Here is a 26,682-nt window from a genome sequence, read left to right as displayed (position 1 = left end):
TTGGTTAACCTCGGTTTTGCGGACGACGGCGACGGTTGCTGTTGCCGCGACGGGGCGCGCCAGCTTGGCCCTGCCGCTCGCGGGAGCCGCGGTTCATCGTCGCCCTGTGGTGATGAATGCGCTTGGGCGGGGTGACATCATCCAGCAGCGCCTTGCTGTCATACTTACTGACCGGGATTTCGTGTTCAATGTAGGCTTCGACGGCCGGCAGGTTGAACACATATTCCTCGCAGGCGAAGCTGATGGAATGACCGCTGGCACCGGCACGACCGGTCCGGCCGATACGGTGTACATAATCTTCCGCGTCGTCGGGCAGGTCATAGTTAAAGACATGGGTGACGTCGGGGATATGCAGGCCGCGAGCCGCGACATCTGTGGCTACCAGTATATCCAATGCTCCCTGGGTGAAGTCTTCCAGGATCTTCAGCCGTTTCTTTTGGGGAACATCGCCGGTCAACAGGCCGACCCTGTGCTTGTCGTGGTGCAGCCAGGCGTAGACTTCTTCACAACTGTGCTTGGTGTTGGCGAAGACGATGGCCTTATCGGGCCATTCTTCTTCCATCAAGGTCAGCAACAGCAGCATCTTGTCTTCTTGCGACGGATAGAACAGTTCTTCCTGGATGCGGATGCCGGTCTTGCGCTCCGGCTCTATCTGTACATGCTCCGGGCTGTTCATATGCTCGTAGGCCAGCTCTTGTACCCGCAACGACAGGGTGGCGGAAAACAGCATATTCTGGCGGTGTTCGGCACTCGGCATGCGGCGGAACAGGAAGCGGATGTCCTTGATAAAGCCCAGATCGAACATGCGATCCGCTTCATCCAGCACCACCACCTGAATCGAGTCCAGGCTGAATACCTTCTGTTTGAAGAAATCGATGATGCGGCCCGTGGTGCCGATCAAGATATCCACCCCGGCTTCCAGTACCTGTACCTGCTTTTCGTAGCCTTCGCCACCGTAGGCCAGGCCCAGTTTCAGGCCCGTGCTGGCGCTGAGGGTGTCGGCATCATTATAGATCTGCACCGCCAGCTCCCGGGTCGGCGCCATGATGATGGCCCTGGGCTGATTGCTCTGGCGTTGTTCGGGTGCAGGTGTAAGCAACAGGTGGTTAAAGGTGGCGGCGAGGAAGGCGATGGTTTTACCGGTCCCGGTTTGGGCCTGTCCGGCAATGTCCTTGCCCGCGAGTAGATGAGGGAGCGCAAGCGCCTGGATAGGCGTGCAGTGATGAAATCCTTTTGCCTCCAGTCCGGCCTGAACGCGCGGGTCCAAGTCAAGCTGGGCAAATTTTACGTCGGTTAGGTGTGTTTTGCTCATAGCGGTCAGAATATCAGGTTAGGCTTGCAATAATAAACAGGATCATTTGAAATAGGGCAACTAAATTGCCCTGGTGTTTTGTGTCCGGGGTCAAACTACTGACTGGAGTTGGAGATGAGTGACAAAATTGTTCAGCTGACCGATGCCAGCTTCGACGCTGATGTAGTCAAAGCAGATGGTCCGGTTTTGGTGGATTTCTGGGCTGAATGGTGTGGTCCTTGCAAAATGATCGCCCCTATCCTGGACGAAGTTGCCAATGAGTACCAAGGCAAGGTCACCGTGGCCAAGCTGAATATCGACCTGAACGCAGACACTCCGCCCAAATTCGGTATCCGTGGCATCCCCACCCTGTTGCTGTTCAAAAACGGCGAAGTGGCGGCCACCAAGGTTGGCGCTCTGTCCAAGACCCAGCTGAAAGAGTTTCTGGACGCGAATCTGTAATACAAGCAAGGGGTGCGCAAAGCACCCCTTGTGCTTATTTTTGCTAGACGCTCCTCTCTTTTGGTGCTAGCTTATTGGTCGTTTGCTAGCCTGTTTGTGCCTTAGGGCTCTCCTAATTCAAGAATCTATTTCAAGAATCAATCCAGCAGATTTTTCTGTCCGTTTAACATCCTGGTTGATAGAAACTCACCACTATGAATCTTACTGAACTCAAGAATACCCCCGTATCTGAGCTGATAAAGCTTGGGGAGAACATGGGCCTGGAAAACCTTGCCCGTCTGCGTAAGCAAGACATCATCTTTGCTATCCTCAAAGCCCATGCCAAAAGTGGTGAAGATATCTTCGGCGATGGCGTGCTGGAAATTCTGCAGGACGGCTTCGGCTTTTTGCGCAGCGGCGACTCTTCTTATCTGGCCGGTCCCGACGATATCTATGTTTCTCCCAGCCAGATCCGCCGTTTCAACCTGCGTACCGGCGATACCATTTCCGGCAAGATCCGACCGCCGAAAGAAGGCGAGCGTTACTTTGCCCTGCTGAAAATCAGCGAGGTGAATTACGACCGGCCGGAAAACTCCCGTAACAAGATACTGTTCGAAAACCTGACGCCGTTGCACGCCAACGAGCGGATGAAGATGGAACGGGGCAATGGCTCTACCGAAGATATTACCGCTCGGGTGCTGGATCTGGCCTCGCCCATCGGCAAGGGCCAGCGTGGCCTGATCGTGGCGCCGCCCAAGGCCGGTAAGACCATGCTGTTGCAGAACATCGCCCAGAGCATCACCTACAACCACCCCGAGTGCGTGCTGATCGTGCTGTTGATCGACGAGCGTCCCGAAGAAGTGACCGAGATGCAACGCATGGTTAAAGGCGAAGTTATCGCCTCCACCTTCGACGAACCGGCCGCCCGTCACGTACAGGTCGCCGATATGGTGATCGAAAAGGCCAAGCGCCTGGTCGAACACAAGAAAGATGTGGTGATCCTGCTCGACTCCATCACCCGTCTCGCCCGCGCCTACAACACGGTAGTGCCGTCTTCCGGCAAGGTGCTGACCGGTGGTGTGGATGCCAATGCCCTGCACAGGCCCAAGCGCTTCTTCGGCGCGGCCCGTAATGTAGAGGAGGGCGGCAGCCTGAGCATTATCGCCACCGCCCTGGTGGAAACCGGCTCCAAGATGGATGACGTCATCTACGAGGAGTTCAAGGGCACCGGCAACATGGAACTGCACCTGTCGCGCAAGATTGCCGAGAAGCGGGTATATCCGGCCATCGATATCCCCCGTTCCGGCACCCGCCGGGAAGAGCTGCTTACCACCCCGGACGAGCTGCAGAAAATGTGGATACTGCGCAAGATAGTGCATCCCATGGGTGAGATCGACGGCATCGAGTTCCTGATCGACAAGCTGGCGATGAGCAAGACCAATGACGAGTTTTTCGACGCCATGAAGCGGCAGCAGAAGTAATCGTCAGTAATTGAAAAAAACCGCGGCTCGTCCGCGGTTTTTTGTTGGCGATACAAGCCTTCCCGAACCGGGTATAATCCCCACGCCACTCGATACACTCGGAATAACCCATGAAATATAAGGATTTACGAGATTTTATCGCGCAACTGGAAGCCCAGGGCGAGTTAAAGCGCATCCGCCATGAGATAGATCCCTATCTGGAAATGACCGAGATTTGCGATCGGACCCTTAAGGCCGGCGGCCCGGCGCTGCTGTTTGAAAACCCCAAGGGCTTCGACATGCCGGTACTGGGCAACCTGTTCGGCACCCCCAGGCGAGTGGCCATGGGCATGGGTCAGCAGGATGTCGAGGCATTACGTGAAGTGGGCCGCTGGCTGTCGTATCTGAAAGAGCCGGAGCCACCCAAGGGCCTGAAAGAGCTGATGGAAAAACTGCCCATCTTCAAGCAGGTGCTCAACATGCCGGTCAAACGGCTGAAGAAGGCCCCCTGTCAGGAAGTGGTCCTGGAGGGCGAGCAGGTCGACCTGACCCGGATCCCGATCCAGCATTGCTGGCCCGGCGACGCGGCGCCGTTGATCACCTGGGGTTTGACCATCACCCGCGGGCCCTACAAGAAGCGCCAGAACCTGGGCATCTATCGTCAGCAGCTGCTGGGCAGGAACAAGGTCATCATGCGCTGGCTCAGCCACAGGGGTGGGGCACTCGATCTGCGCGAGTGGCAGGAGGCCAACCCCGGCGAACCCTTCCCGGTGACGGTGGCCCTGGGCGCCGACCCGGCCACCATTCTGGGGGCGGTGACGCCGGTGCCCGACAGCCTGTCGGAGTACGCCTTCGCCGGCTTGCTCAGGGGCAGCCGCACCGAGGTGGTCAAGTGTATCGGCAACGAGTTGGAAGTACCGGCCAGTGCCGAAATCGTACTCGAAGGCCATATCTATCCCGATGAGCTGGCGCCGGAAGGGCCCTATGGCGATCATACCGGTTACTACAACGAGATAGACGAATTCCCGGTATTTACCGTCGAGCGCATTACCCGCCGCCATGACGCCATCTATCATTCCACCTATACCGGCCGTCCGCCCGACGAGCCGGCGGTGCTGGGCGTGGCCTTAAACGAAGTGTTCGTGCCGATATTGCAGAAGCAGTTTCCCGAGATCGTGGACTTCTATCTGCCGCCCGAGGGTTGTTCCTACCGCATGGCGGTGGTGACCATGAAAAAACGCTACCCGGGCCATGCCAAACGTGTCATGCTGGGCGTTTGGTCGTTTTTACGGCAGTTTATGTATACCAAGTTCGTCATCGTGTGCGACGACGATATCAATGCCAGAGACTGGAAAGACGTGATCTGGGCCATTACGACCCGAATGGACCCGGCACGGGATACCACATTGATCGAAAACACACCCATAGACTATCTGGATTTTGCCTCGCCGGTTTCCGGCCTGGGTTCCAAGATGGGTCTGGATGCCACCAATAAATGGCCCGGAGAAACCGACCGGGAGTGGGGGCAGCCGATCACGATGACGGATGCGGTCAAACAAAGGGTCGATGCGCTCTGGGATAAGTTGGATATCCTGGGCGACGGTGCTGAACAGAGTCAGATCAAAGGATAGTCATGCAGAAAGTTAATTGTAGTCTGGAAGCCCTGGAAGAAATGGCGGATTCCATCTGGTATGTGCGTTTGAAGCCGTCCCAGCCGGTGGACTTCAACCCTGGCCAGTATCTGCTGGTGGTGATGGCCGACGATGACAAGCGGCCGTTTTCGATTGCCAATATGCCCAACGGCGACGGCACCATAGAGATGCACATCGGCGCCACCCCGGATAACGGCTATGCCATGCAGGTGCTCAATCGTATCCAGGAACTGGGCCATATCGATCTACAGCTGCCCGCAGGCAAGGCTTATTTGCGCGCCAGATCCCGCCATCCGGTGATCCTGATGGCCGGCGGTACCGGCTATGCTTACACCCGCTCCATACTGCAGCAGATGCTGGCCGACGGCCTGCACCGACCGGTGTTTATATATTGGGGTGTACGTTTTGCAGAACAGCTGTATGCGGATCAGGAACTCAAAAACTGGGTAGCTGAGCATAAAGAATTGACCTATGTACCCGTGGTGCAGAATTCCGATGAGCTTTGGCAGGGGCGGACCGGCCTGGTCCACGAAGCCATCATGGCGGATTTCCCCAGCCTGACCGGCTACGACATCTATGTGGCGGGCCGCTTCGAAATGGCCGGGGTGGCGAGGGAAGCCTTTAAGGAGAAAGGGGTCGAAGCCGATCACCTGTTCGGTGACGCCTACGAGTTTATTTAAAGCCGGCCCGGAATAGGGAATGCATATTCCCTATTCCTGCTCTCCCGCCTGGTCGGCCAGCCGGCTCAGATCCAGGGCACGAATGGCATCCATGGCCAGTTCGAAGCGCCCCTGCTGGCATAACCCCAGCAGGCCAGCCTCTTCATAGGCGGTCAGGGCCGCCTGCAGGCAGGCCCGGCGGACCTGCTCGGCGAACTCAGAGCTGCTCATCCTGGCTATCGGTCAACCTGCGTTCCAGCAGCGCCAACTTGGCTTCCATCTCGTTCAGTTTTTCGCGGGTGCGCAGCAGCACCTTGGTCTGTACGTCAAACTCTTCCCGGGTGACCATATCCAGCTTGCCCAGCTGTGCCTGCAGCACGGTACGGATGCGTTTCTCTGCTTCTTCGCCCATATTCTTCAGCCCGCTGGGCAGGTTGCTTTGGATCTGTTTGGCGATCTCTTCCAGTTTCTTCGGATCTAGCATGGTTGTCTCCTTGGCTATTGGTCGCATTTTACCCCTATTTGTCGACTACGGGCAGGTCAGACTTTCCATTTTGTCACGAAACCAGTAGCTTTAGGTGACTAAGCTTCAAATGAGAAAAGAATGTTCCATCTGCTCGCCCGTTTGCTTCGTCGCCTTACCAGCCGTCTCAGCTGGCAGAACCTGTTGCTGCTATTGCTGTTGCAGGTCGGTGGCAGCTGGCTGCTGCTCCACCTGGCGGGAGAGCGGGAGCTGGCGTCGCCGTCGGTTTTTTTCTATTACAACGCCGTGGTGATCAGCACCGTAGGGTTCGGCGACTACTCCCCGGTAACCCAGGCGGGGCGCTGGGCGGTGGCGCTGTTTCAGATCCCCTTCGGATTGCTGGTGTTCGGCAGTTTTATCGGTAAGTTGACCCAGACCCTGGTGACTTGGGTAAGGAGAGGTATGTCAGGCAAGGCAGACTATTCACATTTTTCCGGCCATACCCTGTTGTTCGGCTGGAACGGCGTGCAGACCGAGCGGATAATCGATCTGCTGCTGGCCGACAGCACCAGCCGGGGACAGCAAATCCTGCTCTGTGTTACCCAGGAGATGGAACATCCCTTTCCCGAGAGGCCCGAGGTCAGGTTCGCCCGCCTGCATTCCTTCACCCATCCCGACGAGCTGGTCCGGGTGGGATTGGCCAAGGCCTCTCGTATCCTGATCGACGGGGAAGACGACGACCAGACCCTGACCACCTCCCTGGCGCTATCCGCCAAGGCGGCCCCGGATGCGCATCTGTGCGCCTGGTTTACCGAGTCCAGCAAGGCGGAGTTGCTGCGGCTGCATTGCCCCAATGTGGAGGTGTCCAGTTCCAAGGAGGCGGAAATCCTGGTGCGTTCGCTGCAGGATCCGGGGGCCAGCCTGATCCAGGAGCAGATCTTCTCCACCCTGCTGGGACCGACCCTGTATCGGATCCAGGTGCCACAGCACGTAGGCTCGCTGGCTTATGGCCTCCTGCTTAGTCGCTTCAAGCAGGAGCATAATGCCACCCTGCTGGGTACCTCCAGTCAGGCCAGAGGGCAGGATATCGAGCTCAATCCCGCTGCGGATACCCGGGTCCGGGGCGGCAGTTTCCTCTACTATATCTGCTCAGAACGGCTGCAGGGTGCGCAGGTCAGCTGGGAGTAGTTCCAGTGGCTTCGAAGGCAAGGGAAGGGATGAAGGTAGCTACTAAGCCGACCATACACGGATGTACTTGTAGTGGTCAACTAATCCCGGACAGTTTAATTTGTGAAATTAGCCAGCTTTTGAACTGCTTTACCTCGGAGGTGTCCTTGAGTTCCTCCCTCACGATGAGGTAGTGCTTACGATCCTTGAGGACATAACTGTCTGATATGGGACGTATTAGGCGGTTTTGCTCAAGGTCATGACTCACTAGGTGCGCCCACCCTAAAGCAACTCCCATATGCTTCCGGGCTGCATCCATAACCAGCGGGAAGTGGTTAAAGCTCATAACAGTGTTATGTGCTCGGTTTTCTATACCATTCGCTTGAAACCAACGCTCCCAGTTAATAGGTGTCCACCTTTTATATTTCCAATGGTTCCGGTTCAGCTCCAACAAAGGGACCTGAAATAGGCCGTCGATGCTTTTCAGTTCGGGGTGCTGAGCTAGAAACTCAGGTGTACAAACTGGAAAAGTTTCTTCCTCAAACAATGGGGTCGCATCAAAGCCTGGCGTTTCTTCATGACCCAAGGTTATAGCAATATCAAAAGCATCGTGAAGTTTCGGGCTGGCCTCGCAGGTCATCAAGTGCAGCTGAATGTCAGGATAGCAGTCCCGTAAGTTCTGCATCCGTGGCATCAGCCATAGAGTCGAAAAAGTGATGGTGCTGGCAATTGTGAGATAACCACGCTTCTGTTTTACAAACACCTCATGGGAGGCGGCACCAATGCAGTCCAGTGCCTGGGAGGTAGCCTGAAACAGGATCCTACCCTCTGAAGTGAGCTCCACTTTTCGAGTTTTCCGAATAAACAGTGGAGTGCCGTAATACTCCTCCAATACCTGAATCTGGCGGCTTACAGCGGACTGGGTCACGAAGATCTCCTCCGCTGCCAGTTTGAAACTGGAGTGCCGCGCTGCGGCTTCGAATACCCGCAATGCATTCAGAGGTGGAAGTGTTTTTTTGTTGCTATGCATCGCAAAATCTCAAGTGTTACTTTCGAATTGATCGTTTGTCCACATTTGTAAAAATTTGGATACTCCCCACCTCAAGACAATAACATTAGGCTTACGGAGCCAGCAACAGAATGGTCAATATCCAACAAGTCAGGCTTCTGCCCGCCGATGACAATCGATGCGCTTGGTATGAGAGTTTACCTAAACGCATACCTGTAAAGCCGCTGAGAGGTATCGAGCAGTTTGATATCGCGGTGGTAGGGGCTGGCTATACCGGGCTGGCGGCAGCCCGCCGTCTAGGGGAGCTTCTTCCACATAAGCGAATTGCTCTGCTAGAGGCGCAAGAGGTCGGCATTGGTGCCGCCGGCCGCAGTTCCGGTTTTGCTATCGATCTGGCCCATGATATGCGCTCCAAAAGTTTTGTCGATGGCTTGGAGGAAACTAGCCGACAAACTCGCTTTAACCGAGCCGGTCTGGCTTATTTGAAAGAAGGCGTTCTCAACTCAGATTACGACAGTAGAAATTGGGAAGAGCTCGGTAAGATCCACGCCGCAGCGACCTTGGCCGGAGAAGCGAAGCTGCAAGGCTTCTCTAAGGTGCTGGATAGCCTGAAGGAACCCTATCACTGGTTGTCCGCTGATGAGATATGTTCAATTACCGGCTCTGATTACTACCGAAGAGGCATACATACACCTGGGGCGGTCCTGGTACAGCCGGCAGCAATGGTCCAGCATCTCGCAGACAGTCTCCCGGCCAATGTCACTCTGTATGAAAACAGCCCGGTGAAAGAGGTGCAGTACAATCAGCCGATCTGCCTGCGCAGTGACAGTGGTGAGGTAAAGACAAATCAGTTGATATTGGCCAACAACGGGTATGCCCAGTACCTGGGTTTCTATCAGCACCATCTTATCCCCTTTATGACTTACGGCAGCATGACTCGGGTACTCAATAACGAAGAGCTAAAGCGGCTGGGTGGAGATAACAGCTGGGGGATCATACCGGCTGATGCCTTTGGCTCTTCGCTACGAAAAACTCTCGATAACCGGTTGCTGGTGCGTCACACCTACAGCTATGCCGACCAATTCCGCGCCAGCCCTAGAATGCTGAAACGGATGCATGATGAGCATCGCCAGTCCTTCGAACGCCGCTTCCCTATGCTCGCCAATGTCGACTTTGAATACACCTGGGGTGGTGCACTCTGCCTGTCACGTAATGGTGCACCAGTGTTTGGCCAGCTGCGGGAGAATATCTACGGTGCTTTCTGCATGAATGGCGTCGGAATTACCAAAGGGACCATCATGGGCAAGCTGATCGCTGAACACCTAGCTGGTCAGCGCTCCGAACTGGGAGACCTGTTGCTGAGCTATCCAAGACCGAATCTTGTTCCGCCTGGCCTCATCCTGAAGCTAGGTGTCACCATAGACCTTGCTAGACGATCTATTGGCGTCGGCCTGGAAAAATAAGAGGAGTAAACAATGGCTGATTTAAGTGGAATCTATATCGCGACCTGCACTCCCTTTGCAGCAGATGAAAGTTTTGACGATGGCGCATTTAAGGCGCATTTGGACAGCCTAATTGAAGCCGGTGCAGACGGCATCGTGTTTTGCGGTGGCACCGGGGAATTTGCTTTCCTGAGCAACGAAGAACGTCGCCATATTATCGAGGTGGGAACTCGTCATGTGCAGGGCCGTGCCGGAATAATCGTGAACACCTCCGCCATTCGAGAAAGTGATGGTATTAACTGGGCGCGGCATGCCCAGGACTTGGGGGCTGATGCGGTAATGGTGTTGCCCCCTTACTTCGAAGGGCCCGGTGAGAGTGGTGTCATGCGTTTCTATGAAGCGATCAATAACGCCATCGATACCGAGATCATGCTTTACAACATTCCCGTCCACAGTGGCTTCGATATTGATGCGCAGCTCTATCGTCGCTTGCTGGAGTTGGATAATGTCGGTTCTATCAAAGACAGCACTGGTGATCTGGTACGTCAGCTGGAGCTGCTGGAAGTGGGTGGAAAGGTGTTTAACGGTTGCGATCCGCTGGCCTTCTATGCCATGTCGGCCGGTGTCACCGGCTGCATATGGGGTGGAGCCAATGCAATGGCGGCTGAATGTTCCCGGTTGTGGCGGCTGGTTCAAGCAGGAGATCTGTATGAAGCCCGCGCCTTATGGAAGAAGATGGAACCGCTCAATCTCTACTTCTGGCTCAACGAATACAACCCTTCGGTAAAATGGGCAACCAATCTGCGCAGCACCTCGGTAGGTGAGTGCCGTATGCCTGTTTTGCCGCCTACCGAAGAGGCAGTTGACGAAATCCGTCAGCGTCTGGCACTGCTGGATTAAGTGAGCCGAACAGCTGGGCATTAGGCTGCAGGCCTGAATCTGTCCGGCTGATATAAAAGAAATGTAAAACAAGGAGATAGATATGGAAATCTTAAAGACAATGAAGCTCAGTATTCGGGCAATAGCTCTTATGGCTTGTGCTGGTGCGGCAGTATTTTCAACTCAGACAATGGCCAGTAATGACTCCTTCAAGCTTCGCCTGGCGACCGTTGAAGGCGATAAGTCATCGCCGATAGGCAAGTCGATGGAGCTGTGGGCCGATCTGATTAAGGAGAAGTCTGGTGGCCGTATCAAGACCAATATTTACTATCAGGGAGAGCTGGGGAGTCAGCAGGAGATGTTCGATCAGTTGGTGAAGGGTAACATCGATATGATGATTACTTGGCCACAGACTTCCTACGACCAACGCCTGGGTATCAATAACCTGCCTTACCTAGTGCTGGACTGGGAAAATGCCCTGAAAGCTTACGGTAAGGATGGCTGGCTCCGGAAGGCGATTGATCCAATCTACAACGAAGTCGGCCTGAAGTATTTCGGCCCTTATCCGGAAGGTTTTGGCGGCATAGCCACCAAGGACGTACAGGCCTCAACTGTTGATGAGGCCAGAGGTATCAAGATTCGCTCCCAAACATTCTTCCCTCTGCCGCAAACTGTCAATGCTCTAGGCTACCAGGCAATTCCGATCGACTGGAACGAAGTCTACACCTCGCTGCAGACGGGGGTCGTTGATGGTGATGGCAGCAACGTCATCTACTGGGACTATGAGTACTTCGGTGACTTGTTGACCCACTATACACACACCAAGCATAACTTCTCTGCTGCTGCTTTGATTATGAGCCAGGAGTCTTGGGAAGAGTTGGATGAAGAGGATCGCCGCATTATTGCAAGCGCTGCTGAAGTAGTGATCACCAAGCAATTCAAGGATGCACGAGCTGAGGAAGAAAAGTGGATCGCCAAAGCACAGGAAGGTGGCATGAAATATATCGATGTGCAGGGCACACAGCTGAATGATTTAGTTAGTCGAGTGCGTGAGGAGATCTGGCCCCAAGCAGAGAAAAGCTTCGGTCCTGAAGTCATGGAGACTATTCGCACCAACGCCCCTCTACCTCAGTAATCCCAAGCTTAACAGTGAGCGGTTACCCCGCCGCCCGCTGTTTTATAAAACTGTAACGGGAGAATCCTATGTCCAAACTACTTGCTTTGATAGCGACCATCGACGCTGTTTTGGTTTTCCTGATCAAGCCTGTTTTGGGGCTTATCAGTGCTGCTATCGCGTTCATGCTGGCGCTGGGTATCTTTACCCGTGCGGTGCTGGATGCGCCGCTGTTTGGCCTTGAAGAGCTGATTCTGGTGGTGGCCATGTGGATCTACATGTTGGGCGCAGTCCTTGCTTCCCGCGAACGTTCCCATCTGAGTGCCGATTTTGTTCAGGTTGTCTGCAGTAACCCGAAAATGATTCAGGTTATGCGTTTGCTATCGACTCTTATTTCGTTACTGATGGCTGTTATGTTTGTCACCTGGAGCTATGACCTGCTCCAATGGGGAATTAATAAGGGCCAGGCCACCCCTGTCTTTCAGCTGCCCTGGTATATCTCCCAGAGCAGTCTGTTTGTTGCAGCGCTACTGTTCTGCTTCTACCTAATACGGGATCTCTTGGCAGACTTAAACACCCTGCTGCATCCGGGAACGTTGCCACATCCCGTGATATCAGAAGACAACTGTTAGATATTCAGGAAATAATTATGGGCGCTTTATTCGCAATACTAGCGGTGGTTGCACTGATGATGATCGGTGTACCGGTTGTTTTCTCCTTCGCCGCAATGACCTTTATTCTATCTATTGTCTATGACGTTGATATATCGTCTCTAATGACCACTGGCTTCTGGTCGGTCAACTCTGTGGTCCTGCTAGCGTTGCCACTGTTTGTAATGACTGGTTACCTGATGCAGGCGGGGGGCATGGCGGCCCGCCTGGTGCATTTTGTTGAAGCGCTGGTGGGGCGTTCCCGCAGCGGTATGGGGTCTTCCATGGTAGTAGCTTGTGGCATCTTTGGTGCCATCTCCGGCACTGCCTCCGCGGCAGTTGCTTCCATTGGTACCATCATGATCGACCCCATGGAAAAGCACGGCTATAAGCGCGAGTACACCAGCGCGTTGCTGGGAATCTCCTCTCTGCTAGGCCTCCTTATTCCGCCAAGTATCACCATGATCCTCTATGCCGTCGTGACCCGCCAGTCGGTAACGGCCTGCTTCCTGGCCACCATCGGCCCCGGAATACTGTTGATTCTGGTGCTCTGCCTGATGAACTGGATCAAGATGCGTCTGCAGCCGGATCAATCCAACGAGGTAATGAGCTTCCGCAAGCGTGTGGTGGAGGTAAATGACAATATCTGGAAAGCCTTTCCGGCCCTGATGCTTCCAGTGATCATCCTTGGGGGCATTTATGGTGGCATCTTTACCCCGACAGAAGCAGCAGCGGTGGCAGTGGTCTATGCCATTCCCGTAGGGCTTTTTGTCTATCGCGAGCTGGATCTGAAAAAGACCATTCGTTGCCTGGTTGATGCAGCGACCACCACAGGCGTGATTATGGTGATTCTGGTTTTCTCTTTTGTGTCCAGCCGCATCTTCACTTTTGAGCGCGTACCTCAAGAACTGACCGAGCTGCTGATGGACATATTTCAGGACAAGCTACTGATCCTGCTGGTGGTAAATATCTTTCTCATACTGCTAGGCATGATTATGGATGACGTCAGCGTCGTGGCGATTATCAGTCCGTTACTACTGCCGGTGATGGAAAGCATCGGTGTTGATCCGATTCATTTCGCGGCGATTGTGGGCACCAGCGTGGTGATCGGCTGCAATAGCCCACCAATGGCTCCAATACTCTTTATGACTTGCCGTGTCGGCAAAGTGGGAATGTCGCAGGTTATGCGCCCTGCATTGGGTTTCATGGTCTTCGCTGCCTTGCCGGTGATGCTGGTTACTACCTATTGGTCGCCGCTGGCTCTCTACCTGCCGCGAGTGATGGGTTATCTCGACTAAAAAAAAAAGCAGGAATTTACTATGTCTGAAGCTATTACCCAACAGCAGTGCCAAAACATGCTGGCTAATCTGGAGTTACCAACCCGCGCCTTTATTAATGGCAAGTATGTGGATGCACTATCAGGTAAAACCTTTACCACTTTAAACCCGGCCACTGGAAAGCCACTTGCACAGATCGCCAGCTGTGCAGCGGAAGATATCGACAGTGCAGTGCAGGCAGGCCGAAGCGCTTTCGAAGCTGGTGTTTGGTCTAAGATGGCCCCGGCCGACCGTAAGAAAGTGATGTGCCGTTGGGCGGATCTCATTGAGGACAATTTGATGGAACTGGCCATCATCGAATCAATCGAGTCAGGAAAGCCGGTGGGTGAATGTTATGCCGTGGATCTGCCGGAGACCGTTAATGCCATCCGCTTTCACGCAGAAGCTGCGGACAAGCTGTTTGATCAGGTAACTCCGACCGGCAGAGATACGCTGAGCCTAGTGACTCGCGAGCCCGCCGGAGTGGTTGGCGTAGTACTACCTTGGAACTTCCCTGCACTAATGGCGGGCTGGAAGCTGGGGCCAGCATTGATCACCGGCAATAGCGTGATAGCCAAACCGGCCAAACTGACATCGATGAGTACCTTGTTTATGGCTGAGTTAGCCCACCAGGCGGGGCTGCCTGCAGGTGTTCTTAACGTTGTACCTGGTTCCGGTGCCAGTGCCGGTGGTGCTATTGGCCTACATCCGGATATCGACGTAGTAGCCTTTACCGGCTCGACAGAAGTTGGTCGTATGTTTCTGGAATATTCCGCTCGCAGCAATCTGAAAGAGGTGTTACTTGAGTGCGGCGGTAAAAACCCGCAGATTGTCATGCCGGATATAGCCGATCTGGATGCAGTCGCAGAGCAAATCGTCGCCTCTGCATTCTGGAATATGGGTGAAAACTGTTCCGCAGGTTCCCGGCTGCTCGTACACAGCTCAATCAAGGAGCGATTACTGGAGAAAATGTTGCAACGGCTGGATCAATGGAAGACCGGAAATCCGCTCGACCCGGAAAATCAGCTTGGTGCGCTGATCGATGAAGGCCATATGAATAAGGTATTGAGCTACATCGACAAAGCGAAGCAGGAAGGTTGTCGCTTGGTGGCCGGTGGTGGGCGGCTGTTTCCGGAGAGCGGAGGTTACTTCGTTGCGCCGACCATCTTCGATAACGTGACTAACGATCAGACTATTGCTCAGGAGGAAATCTTTGGCCCTGTCCTAGCAGTAATCACGTTCGACACCGAAGACGAAGCGGTGCAGATCGCCAATGATACCTGCTATGGGCTAGCTGCATCGCTCTATAGCAACGATCTGAATGTCGCGCATAGGGTATCAGCGGCAATCCGGGCTGGCACAGTATCGGTGAACTGCTTCTCAGAAGGAGATATGACTACTCCATTTGGTGGCTACAAACTGTCAGGCTTTGGTGGGCGGGACAAGTCCGTGTTTGCTCACGATCAGTACTGCCAGCTGAAAACCACCTGGATCCAGCTAAAGTAATCTCTAACCGCTTGCCAACTGTAGTGGCCAAGTAATATTGGCCACTACGCTCTACTACGACGGCTCCAGCGCCGTCTGCTGGAAGGCGCGGATCAGCGGGTCATCCAGCCGCTTCTTCAGCAGGCAGACCCCTACCTCGATAGACTTGAGCGCCGGGCTGGGTGACAGCACCCGCACCTTGTCCCCCATCGGGCTGTGATCGATCACCACCCGGGGCACCACGCCGATGCCGAAGCCCAGCGCCACCATGCCAATGATGGCCTCATTGCCGGCCACCTCCGCATAGATATTGGGGCTGATGCCCTTGGCCTTGAACCACTGGTTGGCGCGTTTTCGGGCCACGCCCTGCTCCGAGACGATGACCGGCAACCGCCGCCAGTCCAGCGGGCGCTGCTCCAGCTGCTCGCTGACCGGGCCCGGCGAAGTGGGGGCGATAAACACCATGGGCACCGTCTGCAGGTTGATGAAATGGACCTTGGCCGGCAGCGCATCGGGCCGGGCGGCGATGGCCAGCTCCGACTCGTCGTCCAGTATCTTGTCGATGGCCAGCGCAGGATCGCCGGTCTCCAGGCGGATCTCCAACCGGGGATAACGGCTGCGGAAACGCTCCAGTATGCCCGGCAGCAGGAAGTAGCTGGCGGTGACCGAGCAGAACACCCGCAACCGTCCCTGCAGGCTGTCATCGCCGTGCTTCAGTTCCTCCTTGAGATGTTGCCAGTCCGCCAGCCAGCCGAGGGCGAACTGTTGCAGACGGGCGCCGGCCGGGGTCAGGGTGACGGTTCTGTTGTCCCTCACCAGTAATGCGCAACCCACATCCTGCTCCAGCCGCTGTATCGCCCGGCTCAGGGTGGAGGGGCTTACCGCCATGGCGTCGGCGGTGTGGCCGAAGTGCAGGCCCTGGCTTAAATGTACAAAGAGTTCGAGATGACGGAAGTCCATTGACGTTTCACAAAATGAAATACTCTGTTTCGAATATATCATTTCAAGCAATGAAAAGCCTGGGGTATAGTGTCTGGGTCGTCACCGCCTGGCGGTGCAGGAATTCAAATTAAACGGATTAATTGGAGCAAAGGTCATGGCTAACTATTTTAACACCCTGAATCTGCGTCAGCAGCTCGAGCAGCTCGGCAAATGCCGTTTCATGAACCGCGCCGAATTTGCCGATGGTTGCAACTACCTGAAAGGCAAGAAGGTCGTGATCGTCGGTTGTGGTGCCCAGGGTCTGAACCAGGGTCTGAACATGCGCGATTCCGGCCTGGACGTGTCTTATGCTCTGCGTGCCGAAGCCATTGCCGAGAAGCGCAAGTCTTTCCAGCAGGCCACCGAAAACGGCTTCAACGTGGGCACCTATGAAGAGTTGATCCCCACCGCCGACCTGGTGATGAACCTGACTCCGGACAAGCAGCACACCTCCGCCGTTAACGCCGTTATGCCGTTGATGAAAGACGGCGCCGCCCTGGGTTACTCCCATGGCTTCAACATCGTTGAAGAAGGCATGCAGATCCGTAAAGACATCACCGTAGTGATGGTGGCGCCCAAGTGCCCGGGTACCGAAGTACGTGAAGAATACAAGCGTGGTTTCGGTGTTCCTACCCTGATCGCCGTACACCCCGAGAACGATCCCCAGGGCGAAGGTCTGGCCATCGCCAAGGCCTGGGCTTCCGCCACCGGCGGCGACCGTGCCGGCGTGCTCGAGTCCTCTTTTGTTGCCGAAGTAAAATCCGACCTGATGGGCGAGCAGACCATCCTGTGCGGCATGCTGCAAGCCGGTGCCATCGTCTGCCACGAGAAGATGGTAGCCGAAGGCATCGACGCCGGTTACGCCGGCAAACTGATCCAGTTCGGCTGGGAAACCATCACCGAAGCCCTGAAGCAGGGCGGCATCACCAACATGATGGATCGTCTGTCCAACCCCGCCAAGATCAAGGCCTTCGATATGGCCGAAGAGCTGAAAGAGCTGATGCGTCCGCTGTTCAACAAGCACATGGACGACATTATCGAGGGTCACTTCTCCGCCGGCATGATGGCCGACTGGGCCAACGACGACAAGAACCTGTTCACCTGGCGCGAAGAAACCGGCCAGACCGGCTTCGAGCAGTATCCGGCCACCGACGTGGTGATCGACGAGCAGGAATACTTCGACAACGGCATCCTGCTGGTAGCCATGGTCAAAGCCGGTGTTGAGCTGGCCTTCGAAGCCATGACCGCCTCCGGCATCATCGACGAGTCTGCTTACTACGAGTCACTGCACGAGCTGCCGCTGATCGCCAACACCGTTGCCCGGAAGCGCCTGTACGAAATGAACGTGGTGATTTCCGATACCGCCGAGTACGGTAACTACCTGTTCGCCAACGCCGCCGTGCCGCTGCTGCGCGAGCAGTTCATGCCGAACGTCGGCACCGACGTGATTGGCAAGACCATCAAGGTTGAGTCCAACTCTGTTGACAACCGTCGCCTGATCGACGTGAACGAAGCCATCCGCAACCACCCGGTTGAGGCTATCGGCAAGACCCTGCGTTCTTACATGACCGATATGAAAAACATCGCCGTCGGCGGTTAATAGCTAAAAATAAACAGAGCGGTAATGACAGGGAGGCGCAAGCCTCCCTTTTTTGATCTCCGGGGATATGTTGTGGGGATCAGGCCGGGTCGAAAGCAGGCCGCTGCTTGCGAAATGCCTGCTTACCGATAATCTTGCCATCACGGAAGGTGAAGATGTCTACCCCATCGGCTTCAATGCGCTTGCCGTCGGGCTGAGTTGCCACAAAGGTCGATTCGGAGATGACGCGATCACCCGCAAAATAATGATTGCCATTTATCCACTGCACATCCGGCATGGTTCCCCAAGTGTCTTCGAACCGCTCCTTGACCGCCTGGCGGCCTTTGATGCGGGTGCCGTATGCCTGATCGCCCGCGACGGTGTCGAATACGATGTCGTCGGCAAAATATGCCATTACCGCATCGATATCATGACGGTTAAAGGCATGGAATAGCTCGTGCATATCTTCGTTAGTCATTCTGTTAACTCCATTAAAAAACAGTTTCGTGGCGACAAACAAGGTCACGCAAAATTCATCACCGTTAGCTTATAAATAATTAATGAGGGCATCCTCCCATTCGTTGCGAAGAAAATAATCATTGCCAAGTGCGCCGCCGCCTTTAACGCGGCGTTAATTAATCAATGAGAGCTCAGCAATGGATATTTCCATCGCAAACCTCTTCTTCATATTTCTATCTGGGCAGTACCCGAGCGGTACTGCAATGTATTCGGAAACTGTTTCCTCAGCGTACGGTATCCAGCACCTGAAAATATTTATAGAGTGCCCGCTGACCAAGTCGGCGCAGGGGGCGCAGCGGATGACTGGGCAGAGGAGAGCTGAATATGGGCAGATCCGCCTCTTTGATTTTTCCACCGGCAATCAAGGTCGCCATTTGCTTTGATGCATAGGCAGAGAAGGAAACGCCGTTACCACTGTATCCCTGTGCATAAAACACGCTTTGCTTGGGATCGGGCTGCACGATGCGCGGCATCATATCGTGAGAGATATCCATCCAGCCGTGCGAGAAGAAGGGGGTTTCTATACCTTCCAGCGCCGGGAACTTGCGGGCAATCGCTTCCTGCACTATCTGCAAATGTTTGGGGTTTTGTGAGTCGGCGCCACTGATGGCGCTGCGGCTCCCGATCTGCAGACGTTTCTCGGGAAGAAAACGGTAGTAATAACGCAGCTTGCGGGTGTCCGTCATAAAGATGGTGGAGCGGAAACCGCAGGCTTCTATTTCATCGTCGGTCAGGGTACGGGTCCATACCGAGTTGGCCATGATAGGCATATTTCGATAGGCGGTCAGCTTGTTCAGATTCGGGCTGGTGTACCCCGCCGTCGCGATGCCGACGGAACGCGCCCTGACGGTCCCGCCGGGGGTCTGCAGGTAATGGATCTTGCCGTCTGTCGTCCAGTTTTGCACCGGGCTGCCGGTATGGATCTTGGCGCCCAGGCGGCGCGCCACCCGGGCGTAGCCATAGGCCAGCTTCAGCGGCTGTACGGCAATGCCCACGGGTTCGAGCATGGCGCCGTGACACTCCTGATCGCCCACATACTGATTCAGCACCGTATCGCGATCCAGTACCCGGGTCTGGTAGCCCAGCACCTCGTTACACAGCTGAGACTCCTTTCTCAAGCCCTCCAGGGCCTGCCTGCTGTGGGCGATCAGCAGGTTGCCCAGGTTCTGGGGTTCGCAGTCGATCTCCGGGTCTTCGGCCATCGACTGAAAGACCTCATAGCCTTCCAGGCTGTTGGCATGAAGGCGGCGGGCTACATCCACGCCCCATTTCTTTACCCACTGGCTGCGACTCAGGCGCCCCCAGGCCAGGTGGCCCTGACCACCATTGCGGCCGGAGCAGCCCCAGCCAATCTGGTTGGCCTCCAGTACCACCGCCTTGATGCCGTATTCCCGGGCCAGGAACATGGCGGTGGCGAGTCCGGTAAATCCGCCGCCAATCAACACCACATCGGCGTCCATGTCGCCATTGACCGGGCCATCATCTTCCGGTGGCTCCCCCGCATGGAATCGCCAGTAACTGGGGGGGTAATCCATCGCCGTGCCCGGTGATGAATCACGCAGAGGATCATAATGAGGATAATAAGGCTGAGGTGTAGACATAATTTGTTTTACTCTGTGCTGATATAAAAAATAAACTGCCATGAAAAACCAAAGTGGCGTCACCCGAAACTGAAGGTTTACATTAATATCTGGTTAAAGAGTCCATCCATACCTCCTCTAAAGCACTTAAAACTCTTTTTTCAGTTCCTGTGGTCTGTTCATCAAGCGAGTTGATTGCAAACGAACAGACCACTTTTTCAATTCGTCACCGGGAATGACGACTTTAATCTTCTTTCAGTTTCGCCAGCTTGAGCATCCGATAAACGGAATACATATAGGCAATACCCACGAAGAAGAAGGGAGCGCCGACCACGATGGCGAGGCTCTTTATTGCCGAGAAACCACCAAATATCTGAAACATGATGCCGGTAAATCCGATGATCACACCCCAAAGGAGGCGCATGGAGACTTTCGGGTTTTCATTGCCATTGGATACCTGCATGGCAGCAAAAAACGAGGCCGAATCAGAGGTGGTGACCGCGAATACCACAATATTGAACAGCACCATCAGGCTCAGCCACCAACCACCGGGCATACTTCCCAACAGCATGTAAATACCAGACTCGGGCTTCTCCTGAACACTTTCCCAAAGAGGGGCAATATCATTCACTTCAATATAACCGGCCGAGCCACCCCAGATACTGAACCAGCCAATCGTCAGTATCATGGGCACGAAGATGACGCCGAAGATGAATTCTCGCAGGGTGCGCCCCTTGGAAATTCGTGCAATGAAACCGCCGCAGAAAGGAATGTAGGAGATATACCACAGCCAGTAAAACACGACCCACCAGCCCAGCCATTCTCTTTGTTCGAAGTTGCCGGCATCAGACCAGAACTGCAATGACAATACCTGGCCGAAGTAATCGCCGACTTGCTGGGTGGCTAGGTTTAACAGGTATTGTGCCGGCGCATGCCCGAAGAAGAGGATGGCAAGCAGGATAATACCGGCCATGATCATGTTCGCCTGGCTGAGCAATTTGATGCCGCGTTCAACACCGGTAGCCGCAGAGATCACATAAGCGATGATCACCACTATCATGACCAGGGCCTGTCCTACCGCACCGAGCTCAAGCCCGAACAGGGTATTCAGCCCATAGCTGATGGAAGCGACCCCAAGCCCTATCATGGTGGCATTGCCGCCTATGGTCCCGATAATACCCAGGCCATTGGCCAGGCGTCCCCAGATACTGGTGTTGCAGCGTTCTCCAAGAATGCCGTACAGGCCGGTTGCTACCGTGAGGGGTTGACCGTATTTATAGGCGGGGAAGGCGATTGCCCAGGCCGCCACCGCAAACAGCGCCCAGCCATGCATGCCCCAGTCGAGCAGGGTAATCTGCACTGCCTTGGCGATACCAGCGGTTTGCCCTGCCTGCCCCATATCGATCACGTGGGATGACTCGTACAGATGGGTCAGTGGTTCGGCCACACTGAAGAAAACAAAGCCGATACCCAGGCCGCAGCTGAACATCATCGCCACCCAGGAACTGAAAGAGAACTCGGGTACCGTATCGGCTGCCCCCAGTTTCAAGTCACCGTAGGGGCTGATGAAGAGGTATAGGCAAAAAATCAGTGTTGCACCTACACCCAGTAAAAAGCTCCAACCAAAGTTGAAAATCAAAAAATCCCTGATGGAAGACAACGTATTCCCCATCGCCTCGGGGAATAAAAACGCATAAACCATAAGAGATGTATATATCGCCAGGACAGGCCAGAATAAGGTCCTGTCATATTCACCAAAGAGTCGAGTGGTTATACCTCCGCGCAGCGGGACTGTGGTTCCGTGCGGATAACTGCCGACCTTACTGATCACTGTATCATTCACCTGCTTAACCTCCGTGTAGTTATGTAGGTAGTGGATATAGAGCTGATAGCCGCGTCGTCCCTACCCACAATAATGAAAATATCACCAATCAGTATATTTTCAATGAAAAAAAACAAATATTTTTCATTTTCTTCACAATTTATGCGGCCATCTGTGTCATGAAGGTGCATGCGGCCTGTGCCTCATGGCCGGGAACGCCCGCCGCCGTTCCGGCAATTCCGACTCATGTGCATGTCGGCCGGGAGTGAATAAAGCTCACCATTTTGGGCGATCAGTTAAATCCTTCGGGTATAATGCGCGCTTAATCAGGGGGGGAGTGGTCGATGAGTTTTGAAGAGCGTTTTGGGGGTATTGCCCGACTGTACGGGGCCGATGCCCTGGCCACGTTTGCGGCGGCCCATGTGTGTGTGATCGGCATCGGCGGGGTGGGATCCTGGGCGGCGGAGGCCCTGGCGCGCTCCGGCATCGGCGCCATCACCCTGATCGACATGGACGATATCTGCATCACCAACACCAACCGCCAGATCCATGCCCTCAATAACCAGATTGGCCAGGAAAAAACCGTCGCCATGGCCGAGCGCATCGCGCTTATCAATCCGGACTGCCGGGTGACGGTGGTCGACGACTTTATCAGTCCAGACAATCTGGGCGAACACCTGCTGGCGGATGTCGACTATGTGCTGGACGCCATCGACTCGGTCAAGGCCAAGGTGGCCCTGATAGCCTATTGCAAGCGCAACAAGATACCGGTGATCACCGCCGGCGGCGCCGGTGGTCAGACGGATCCGGCCCAGATCCAGATTGCCGATCTGAGCAAGACCATCCAGGATCCGTTGGCCGCCAAGGTGCGCGGCGATCTTCGCCGCTTCCACCATTTCAGCAAGAATCCCAAGCGCAAGTTCGGGGTGGATTGCGTGTTCTCTACCGAGCAGCCCCGCTACCCGGACGGTGCGGGCGGCATCTGCAGCACCAAGAAGGAATCGGACGGCACCATGAGGATGGACTGCGCCTCCGGCTTCGGTGCCGTCACCCATATCACCGCCACCTTCGGCTTCTTTATGGTGAGCCGGGTGCTGAGCAAGCTGGCGACAAAAGGACGGGAAAGCATTCCCCATAGTTAAGTGAGTACCGGGCATTGCTTCGGAACAGCAATGCAACACCCATACATTGGCAGAACGCCGGATTTTCTCTTTTTGCTCAAGGGCTGACCTGCTTTCTGCCCGGCGGGCCATCAGACCAATTCACCATCTGTAGTTGAATAGGTGTTCAGCCGTTTTTTCAGCTCCACGCTTCAGTAAGGGGTGGCAGGGCTGCCCCAGCCTTTCTGTATACATATTCTTTCTCCTGCTCCTGCTGGTAACCATTTATTCCCACACGCCTCGGTAGTTGGTGGCACCTCATCAGCAATTGACACCCATCTTGTGGTGATCCTTTCGGCATGGCTCCGTTTTTACACTGTCAACACTGTAGAAAATTTCCCCTGCAGTGTATTTATGTTTGCGATCATGTCTCTATATTTAATACAATGGATCTATTATAGATACATGGAGTGGTGCTATGACTCAAAAAACCCTTGCCAATGCCTTGGAACTGCTTGAGTTCTTTACCCGGGAAAATCCTGTTTGGGGGGGAAGGGAGCTGGCCAAGGTCAGCGGTGTTCATCCCGCCATAGTGCAGCGAACCCTGGCCACCTTCGCCAGCCGTGGGTACCTGCATCAGGATCCCCAAACCCTTAAGTATTCCCTGGGCGTGCGTTTCTTCGAGCTGGGGCAGATGGTAAAAGAGCGGCTGCAACTGTCCGATATCGTCAGACCACTGATGGCCCGCCTGGCAGAGCAAACCGGTGAGGCAGTTTTTCTCAGCTTGCGAGACGGTGCCGAATCGGTATGCGTTGACCGGGTGGAAAGTCCTAAAAGTATTGGCTTCAAGGTGCAGGTAGGCAGCAAGGTGCCGATTTATGCCGGGGCCTACGGCAAGGTGATCCTGGCCTATATGGACGAAACCAGCCGGGAAGAGATCCTGGCCCAGGGGCTGACGGCGGTAACGGAAAACACGATCACCGATGTGACCCTGATGCGTACTCAGCTCGAGGAGATCCGAGCCCAAGGCTGGTGTTATTCAGAGCAGGAAGTGTCCGAGGATGTCTTTGGTTTGGCGGTACCACTGTTTTTCCGAGACAAGCAGGTGGCCGGCTCGCTGGCCATTGCCGGCCCTTTGTATCGGTTCGACAAGTCTAATATCCCTCATTTGGTTGTCTCGCTGCAGGCCGAATGTCCCGTCATTGAACAGGCCTTGTCGGCTTTTGCCAACAAGGCGGTATAAGGAAATACCATGAACACACAATCTCATCCTAAAGCATTGGAATTACTCGTATTGATCCCAGTGGTCGGCCTTTCCGCACTGGGGGCCATTATCGGTATGCAGCTGATCGTGACCCTGGGGATTTCTGCCAACACCTCTATTATCGGTGCCTTGGTGGCCATGCTCTTTGCCCGCCTGCCCTTGGTTGTTCTCCAGGGGTTTCGGGATCTGGGTCGGCAGAATCTGCTGCAGACGGCGGTTTCTTCTGCCACCTTCGGGGCGGCTAACAGCCTGATGATCCCGATAGGGGTGCCTTTTGCCATGGGCATGCCCGAGCTGGTGGTGCCCATGTTGATCGGCGCCGTACTGGCGATGCTGGTGGATGGTGCCATGCTGTATGGCTTGTTCAATACCCGGCCATTTCCGGCATCGGGTACCTGGCCCGGTGGCGTAGCGACCGCAGAGGCGCTGTGGGCAGGCGATCAGGGCGGGAAAAAAGCCCGTTTCCTCGGCCTCGGCATACTGGGCGGCATAGGCGGGGCCTTTATGGGGATCCCCATGTCGGCGGCCGGGGTGGCCTTTATCGGTAATATCTGGGCCCTGTCCATGTTTGGCATAGGTCTGCTGATGCGAGGTTATGCCGAGCCCGTGTTCGGGCTCGATCTCAACGCTATGTACCTGCCTCATGGTTTTATGATTGGTGCCGGCCTGGTGGCGCTGATCCAGGTTGCCAACCAGATCCGCCAAGTCAGGGAAGACAGCGCTAAGGATGCAGGTGAAGATTCAGACGGCACCACAATGCGTCGTGTGCTCGGCAGTGGTTTTATCGCCTATATCCTGGTGGCAGTGATCCTCACCCTGTTGGCGGGGGTTACCAGCGAAATGAGCCTGCCCATGCTGCTCGGCTTCCTGCTGTTCGCCGCCCTGGCCGCCTATGCTCATGAGCTGATCGTGGGCATCGCCGCCATGCATTCGGGCTGGTTCCCGGCCTTTGCGGTGGCCTTGATCACCCTGATCATCGGCATTCTTGTCGGCTTTCCGCCCATCGCTCTGGGCCTGCTGGTGGGCTATAGCGCAGCGACCGGTCCCGCTTTCGCGGATATGGGCTATGACCTGAAGACCGGCTATCTGCTGCGGGGAGAAAATCGTGACCCGGCCTATGAAAAGGCCGGACGCCGGCAGCAGTTTATCGCCTCTATCGTCGGCTTCCTGGTCGCGGCCGTAGTCGTCAGCCTGTCCTATGAATACTTCTTCGCCCAAGACTTGGTGCCGCCGGTTGATCGTGTCTATGCCTCCACCATAGCGGCCGGCACCTCGCCCGGTATCGCCTGGCAACTCCTGCTCTGGGCTATCCCCGGCGCCCTGATCCAGTGGTGGGGCGGCACGCGCAAACAGCTGGGGGTGCTGCTGGGAACCGGTCTGTTGATCAACTACCCCATCGCCGGTTGGACTGTACTGTCGGCCCTGGTGGTCAGGGTCATCGTAGAGCGCCTGACCAAGGGGCGGCGGCAGTCGGAAATGAGCGCCTTCGCCGGGGGCCTGATCGCGGGGGATGCTCTTTATACCTTCTTCAGCTCAACCCTGGGTTTAAGAAAATAATGTCGGCGGCCGCGCCCGGGCGCGGCCTCTGACCTGCTACTGAATGGAGAAGAACATGGATATCAGCAAGATTCGTCTCGACTCGCCGGTGTGCGCCAACTATGCCTATTTCGATACGGCGGCGGCCTCGGCGGCGACGCAGAAAAACATCGATGCCGTCACCGAGTATCTGCAACGCACGGCGGAGGCCGGCTTGTACCTGCCTTCCTTCCGCAAGGAGACGTACGCCCGGATTGAGCAGGTCAGGGAGCAGGCCGCCGCCTTTATCAACGCCAAGCCGGAAGAGATCGCATTTATCAAGAATGCCACCGAAGGCCTTTGCTTCATCGCCCAGGGGATGGCGTGGCAGCCGGGTGACGAGGTGATCATTCCCGATTTCGAGAACCTGAGCAACCTGGTGCCCTGGCTGAGGCTGGAGCAAACCAGGGGCATCAAAGTGATCAAGGTGCCGGCCCAGGACAGCGGCAAGGTCGCAGTGGCCGACATCGAGGCGGTGATCACCGAGCGCACCCGGCTGATCAGCTTCTCGCACCTGCCCAACGCCACCGGCGCCATTCAGGACGCCAAGGCCATCTGCGCCATGGCGCGCAAGCACGGGGTGCAGACCCTGATTTGCGCGGCTCAGAGCCTGGGTATGATCCCCACCGATGTGCGGGAGATTGACTGTGATTACCTGGCCGCCTGCGGACGCAAGGCCCTGCGCGCCATCGAAGGCACCGGCATCCTCTATGTCCGGCAGTCCCTGATCGGCAGCCTGGAGCCTTGTCTGGTGGGCTGGTGGAACAGCAGCTTTGATTTCAAGACCCAGCAGCTATCTCTTGCCGAGACGGCGCGGCGCTTCGAGGCGGGTTGCCCCAATGTGCCCGCCATCCTGAGCCTGGGTGAAGCGGTGGCATACGCCCAGGAGCTGGGCATCGAAGCGATTTTCGAGCGCGTGCGCGCCCTGGGCAATTTCGCCCTGGAGCGGCTGCAGCGCCTGCCCGGGTTTGAACTCTACGGACCCCAGGATGCGGCCGGGCGCATTGGCATCATTCCCTTCAACATCAAGGGGGTCAATGCCCAGGCGCTGGTCCGGAAAATGGAAGAGCGCAACATCATTATCGAGGCGGGACACTTCATGGCTCACACCATCATGAATCGCTACCAGATAACCGAAATGCTGCGCCTGTCCCTGCACTATTTTAATTCGGAACAAGAGATCGAAGACGCCATCGCGGTGATTCGTGACACCATGCAACTTCAGGAGAAGTAA

The 26,682-nt window shown here is 55.4% G+C and carries 24 protein-coding genes; 16 read left to right on the top strand and 8 right to left on the bottom strand.

Annotated elements, in window-relative coordinates:
• Positions 1 to 4 precede the first annotated feature (4 nt).
• A complete protein-coding gene (gene rhlB / locus ABD806_RS15600) occupies positions 5 to 1,312 on the bottom strand; it encodes an ATP-dependent RNA helicase RhlB (RefSeq protein ID WP_344959709.1) in 1,308 nt (435 codons plus the stop codon).
• Between the two features lie 114 nt (positions 1,313 to 1,426).
• On the opposite strand from rhlB, the gene trxA reads away from it, so the two are divergent.
• The 4 genes from trxA (at position 1,427) to fre (ending at position 5,524) form a co-directional block, all read left to right on the top strand.
• Positions 1,427 to 1,753 carry a thioredoxin TrxA gene (trxA, locus tag ABD806_RS15595; RefSeq protein WP_344959707.1) on the top strand — a complete coding sequence of 109 codons (327 nt, stop codon included), beginning with the start codon at positions 1,427 to 1,429 and terminating at the stop codon, positions 1,751 to 1,753.
• Between the two features lie 194 nt (positions 1,754 to 1,947).
• On the top strand, positions 1,948 to 3,213 hold the full coding sequence (gene rho / locus ABD806_RS15590) for a transcription termination factor Rho (protein WP_344959705.1): 1,266 nt from the start codon (positions 1,948 to 1,950) through the stop codon (positions 3,211 to 3,213).
• A 110-nt stretch (positions 3,214 to 3,323) separates the two neighbouring features.
• Positions 3,324 to 4,823 (top strand): 4-hydroxy-3-polyprenylbenzoate decarboxylase, encoded by a 1,500-nt coding sequence (gene ubiD / locus ABD806_RS15585; RefSeq protein ID WP_344959703.1) that lies wholly within the window; start codon positions 3,324 to 3,326, stop codon positions 4,821 to 4,823.
• A 2-nt stretch (positions 4,824 to 4,825) separates the two neighbouring features.
• The gene (fre, locus tag ABD806_RS15580; RefSeq protein WP_344959701.1) at positions 4,826 to 5,524 is read left to right on the top strand and encodes an NAD(P)H-flavin reductase; all 699 of its coding nucleotides are present in this window, start codon (positions 4,826 to 4,828) and stop codon (positions 5,522 to 5,524) included.
• Between the two features lie 30 nt (positions 5,525 to 5,554).
• Here the strand turns inward: fre and ABD806_RS15575 are convergent, their stop codons facing one another.
• Both ABD806_RS15575 and ubiK read right to left on the bottom strand, forming a co-directional pair.
• The gene (locus ABD806_RS15575; RefSeq protein WP_344959699.1) at positions 5,555 to 5,734 is read right to left on the bottom strand and encodes a hypothetical protein; all 180 of its coding nucleotides are present in this window, start codon (positions 5,732 to 5,734) and stop codon (positions 5,555 to 5,557) included.
• Positions 5,721 to 5,987, bottom strand: a complete 267-nt coding sequence (ubiK, locus tag ABD806_RS15570) for a ubiquinone biosynthesis accessory factor UbiK (RefSeq protein ID WP_344959697.1) — start codon at positions 5,985 to 5,987, stop codon at positions 5,721 to 5,723. The genes ABD806_RS15575 and ubiK overlap by 14 nt, the downstream gene beginning before the upstream one ends.
• A gap of 120 nt (positions 5,988 to 6,107) precedes the next feature.
• Between ubiK and ABD806_RS15565 the strand changes: the two genes are divergently transcribed.
• Entirely contained in the window at positions 6,108 to 7,154 is a 1,047-nt protein-coding gene (locus ABD806_RS15565) for a potassium channel family protein (RefSeq protein WP_344959695.1), read from the top strand.
• Between the two features lie 76 nt (positions 7,155 to 7,230).
• On the opposite strand, the gene ABD806_RS15560 is transcribed toward ABD806_RS15565, so the two are convergent.
• A complete protein-coding gene (locus tag ABD806_RS15560; RefSeq protein WP_344959693.1) occupies positions 7,231 to 8,163 on the bottom strand; it encodes a LysR substrate-binding domain-containing protein in 933 nt (310 codons plus the stop codon).
• A gap of 110 nt (positions 8,164 to 8,273) precedes the next feature.
• On the opposite strand from ABD806_RS15560, the gene ABD806_RS15555 reads away from it, so the two are divergent.
• The 6 genes from ABD806_RS15555 to ABD806_RS15530 all read left to right on the top strand — a co-directional run bounded on the left by ABD806_RS15555 (position 8,274) and on the right by ABD806_RS15530 (position 15,049).
• Positions 8,274 to 9,605, top strand: coding sequence for an NAD(P)/FAD-dependent oxidoreductase (locus ABD806_RS15555; RefSeq protein ID WP_344959691.1), 1,332 nt, complete (start codon positions 8,274 to 8,276; stop codon positions 9,603 to 9,605).
• A 12-nt stretch (positions 9,606 to 9,617) separates the two neighbouring features.
• The gene (locus tag ABD806_RS15550; protein WP_344959689.1) at positions 9,618 to 10,484 is read left to right on the top strand and encodes a dihydrodipicolinate synthase family protein; all 867 of its coding nucleotides are present in this window, start codon (positions 9,618 to 9,620) and stop codon (positions 10,482 to 10,484) included.
• 82 nt (positions 10,485 to 10,566) lie between these two features.
• A complete protein-coding gene (gene dctP, locus ABD806_RS15545; protein WP_344959687.1) occupies positions 10,567 to 11,598 on the top strand; it encodes a TRAP transporter substrate-binding protein DctP in 1,032 nt (343 codons plus the stop codon).
• Between the two features lie 68 nt (positions 11,599 to 11,666).
• Positions 11,667 to 12,209 (top strand): TRAP transporter small permease, encoded by a 543-nt coding sequence (locus ABD806_RS15540; protein WP_344959685.1) that lies wholly within the window; start codon positions 11,667 to 11,669, stop codon positions 12,207 to 12,209.
• Between the two features lie 17 nt (positions 12,210 to 12,226).
• A complete protein-coding gene (locus ABD806_RS15535) occupies positions 12,227 to 13,525 on the top strand; it encodes a TRAP transporter large permease (RefSeq protein ID WP_344959683.1) in 1,299 nt (432 codons plus the stop codon).
• A 21-nt stretch (positions 13,526 to 13,546) separates the two neighbouring features.
• Entirely contained in the window at positions 13,547 to 15,049 is a 1,503-nt protein-coding gene (locus ABD806_RS15530) for an aldehyde dehydrogenase (protein ID WP_344959681.1), read from the top strand.
• 54 nt (positions 15,050 to 15,103) lie between these two features.
• On the opposite strand, the gene ilvY is transcribed toward ABD806_RS15530, so the two are convergent.
• On the bottom strand, positions 15,104 to 15,988 hold the full coding sequence (gene ilvY / locus ABD806_RS15525; protein WP_344959679.1) for an HTH-type transcriptional activator IlvY: 885 nt from the start codon (positions 15,986 to 15,988) through the stop codon (positions 15,104 to 15,106).
• Positions 15,989 to 16,124: 136 nt separating this feature from the next.
• On the opposite strand from ilvY, the gene ilvC reads away from it, so the two are divergent.
• Positions 16,125 to 17,609: a ketol-acid reductoisomerase gene (gene ilvC, locus ABD806_RS15520; RefSeq protein ID WP_344959677.1), complete on the top strand. Its 1,485-nt coding sequence runs from the start codon at positions 16,125 to 16,127 to the stop codon at positions 17,607 to 17,609.
• Positions 17,610 to 17,688: 79 nt separating this feature from the next.
• Here ilvC and ABD806_RS15515 read toward each other — a convergent pair whose 3' ends face one another.
• The 3 genes from ABD806_RS15515 to ABD806_RS15505 all read right to left on the bottom strand — a co-directional run bounded on the left by ABD806_RS15515 (position 17,689) and on the right by ABD806_RS15505 (position 21,530).
• Positions 17,689 to 18,066: a nuclear transport factor 2 family protein gene (locus ABD806_RS15515; RefSeq protein WP_344959675.1), complete on the bottom strand. Its 378-nt coding sequence runs from the start codon at positions 18,064 to 18,066 to the stop codon at positions 17,689 to 17,691.
• Between the two features lie 265 nt (positions 18,067 to 18,331).
• Positions 18,332 to 19,642 (bottom strand): NAD(P)/FAD-dependent oxidoreductase, encoded by a 1,311-nt coding sequence (locus ABD806_RS15510; RefSeq protein ID WP_344959673.1) that lies wholly within the window; start codon positions 19,640 to 19,642, stop codon positions 18,332 to 18,334.
• A gap of 289 nt (positions 19,643 to 19,931) precedes the next feature.
• Entirely contained in the window at positions 19,932 to 21,530 is a 1,599-nt protein-coding gene (locus ABD806_RS15505) for a BCCT family transporter (RefSeq protein WP_344959671.1), read from the bottom strand.
• 323 nt (positions 21,531 to 21,853) lie between these two features.
• On the opposite strand from ABD806_RS15505, the gene tcdA reads away from it, so the two are divergent.
• The 4 genes from tcdA (at position 21,854) to ABD806_RS15485 (ending at position 26,682) form a co-directional block, all read left to right on the top strand.
• Entirely contained in the window at positions 21,854 to 22,651 is a 798-nt protein-coding gene (gene tcdA, locus ABD806_RS15500) for a tRNA cyclic N6-threonylcarbamoyladenosine(37) synthase TcdA (RefSeq protein ID WP_344959669.1), read from the top strand.
• Positions 22,652 to 23,087: 436 nt separating this feature from the next.
• Complete coding sequence (locus ABD806_RS15495; RefSeq protein ID WP_344959667.1) at positions 23,088 to 23,852, top strand: IclR family transcriptional regulator; 765 nt, start codon at positions 23,088 to 23,090, stop codon at positions 23,850 to 23,852.
• A gap of 9 nt (positions 23,853 to 23,861) precedes the next feature.
• Positions 23,862 to 25,430, top strand: a complete 1,569-nt coding sequence (locus tag ABD806_RS15490; protein ID WP_344959665.1) for an OPT/YSL family transporter — start codon at positions 23,862 to 23,864, stop codon at positions 25,428 to 25,430.
• A gap of 55 nt (positions 25,431 to 25,485) precedes the next feature.
• A complete protein-coding gene (locus ABD806_RS15485; RefSeq protein WP_344959663.1) occupies positions 25,486 to 26,682 on the top strand; it encodes an aminotransferase class V-fold PLP-dependent enzyme in 1,197 nt (398 codons plus the stop codon).

Source organism: Zobellella aerophila (assembly GCF_039539325.1).
In the GTDB taxonomy this organism is placed as follows: domain Bacteria; phylum Pseudomonadota; class Gammaproteobacteria; order Enterobacterales; family Aeromonadaceae; genus Oceanimonas; species Oceanimonas aerophila.
Note: the sequence above shows the minus strand (reverse complement) of the source record. Positions and strands in the feature narration are given on the sequence as shown.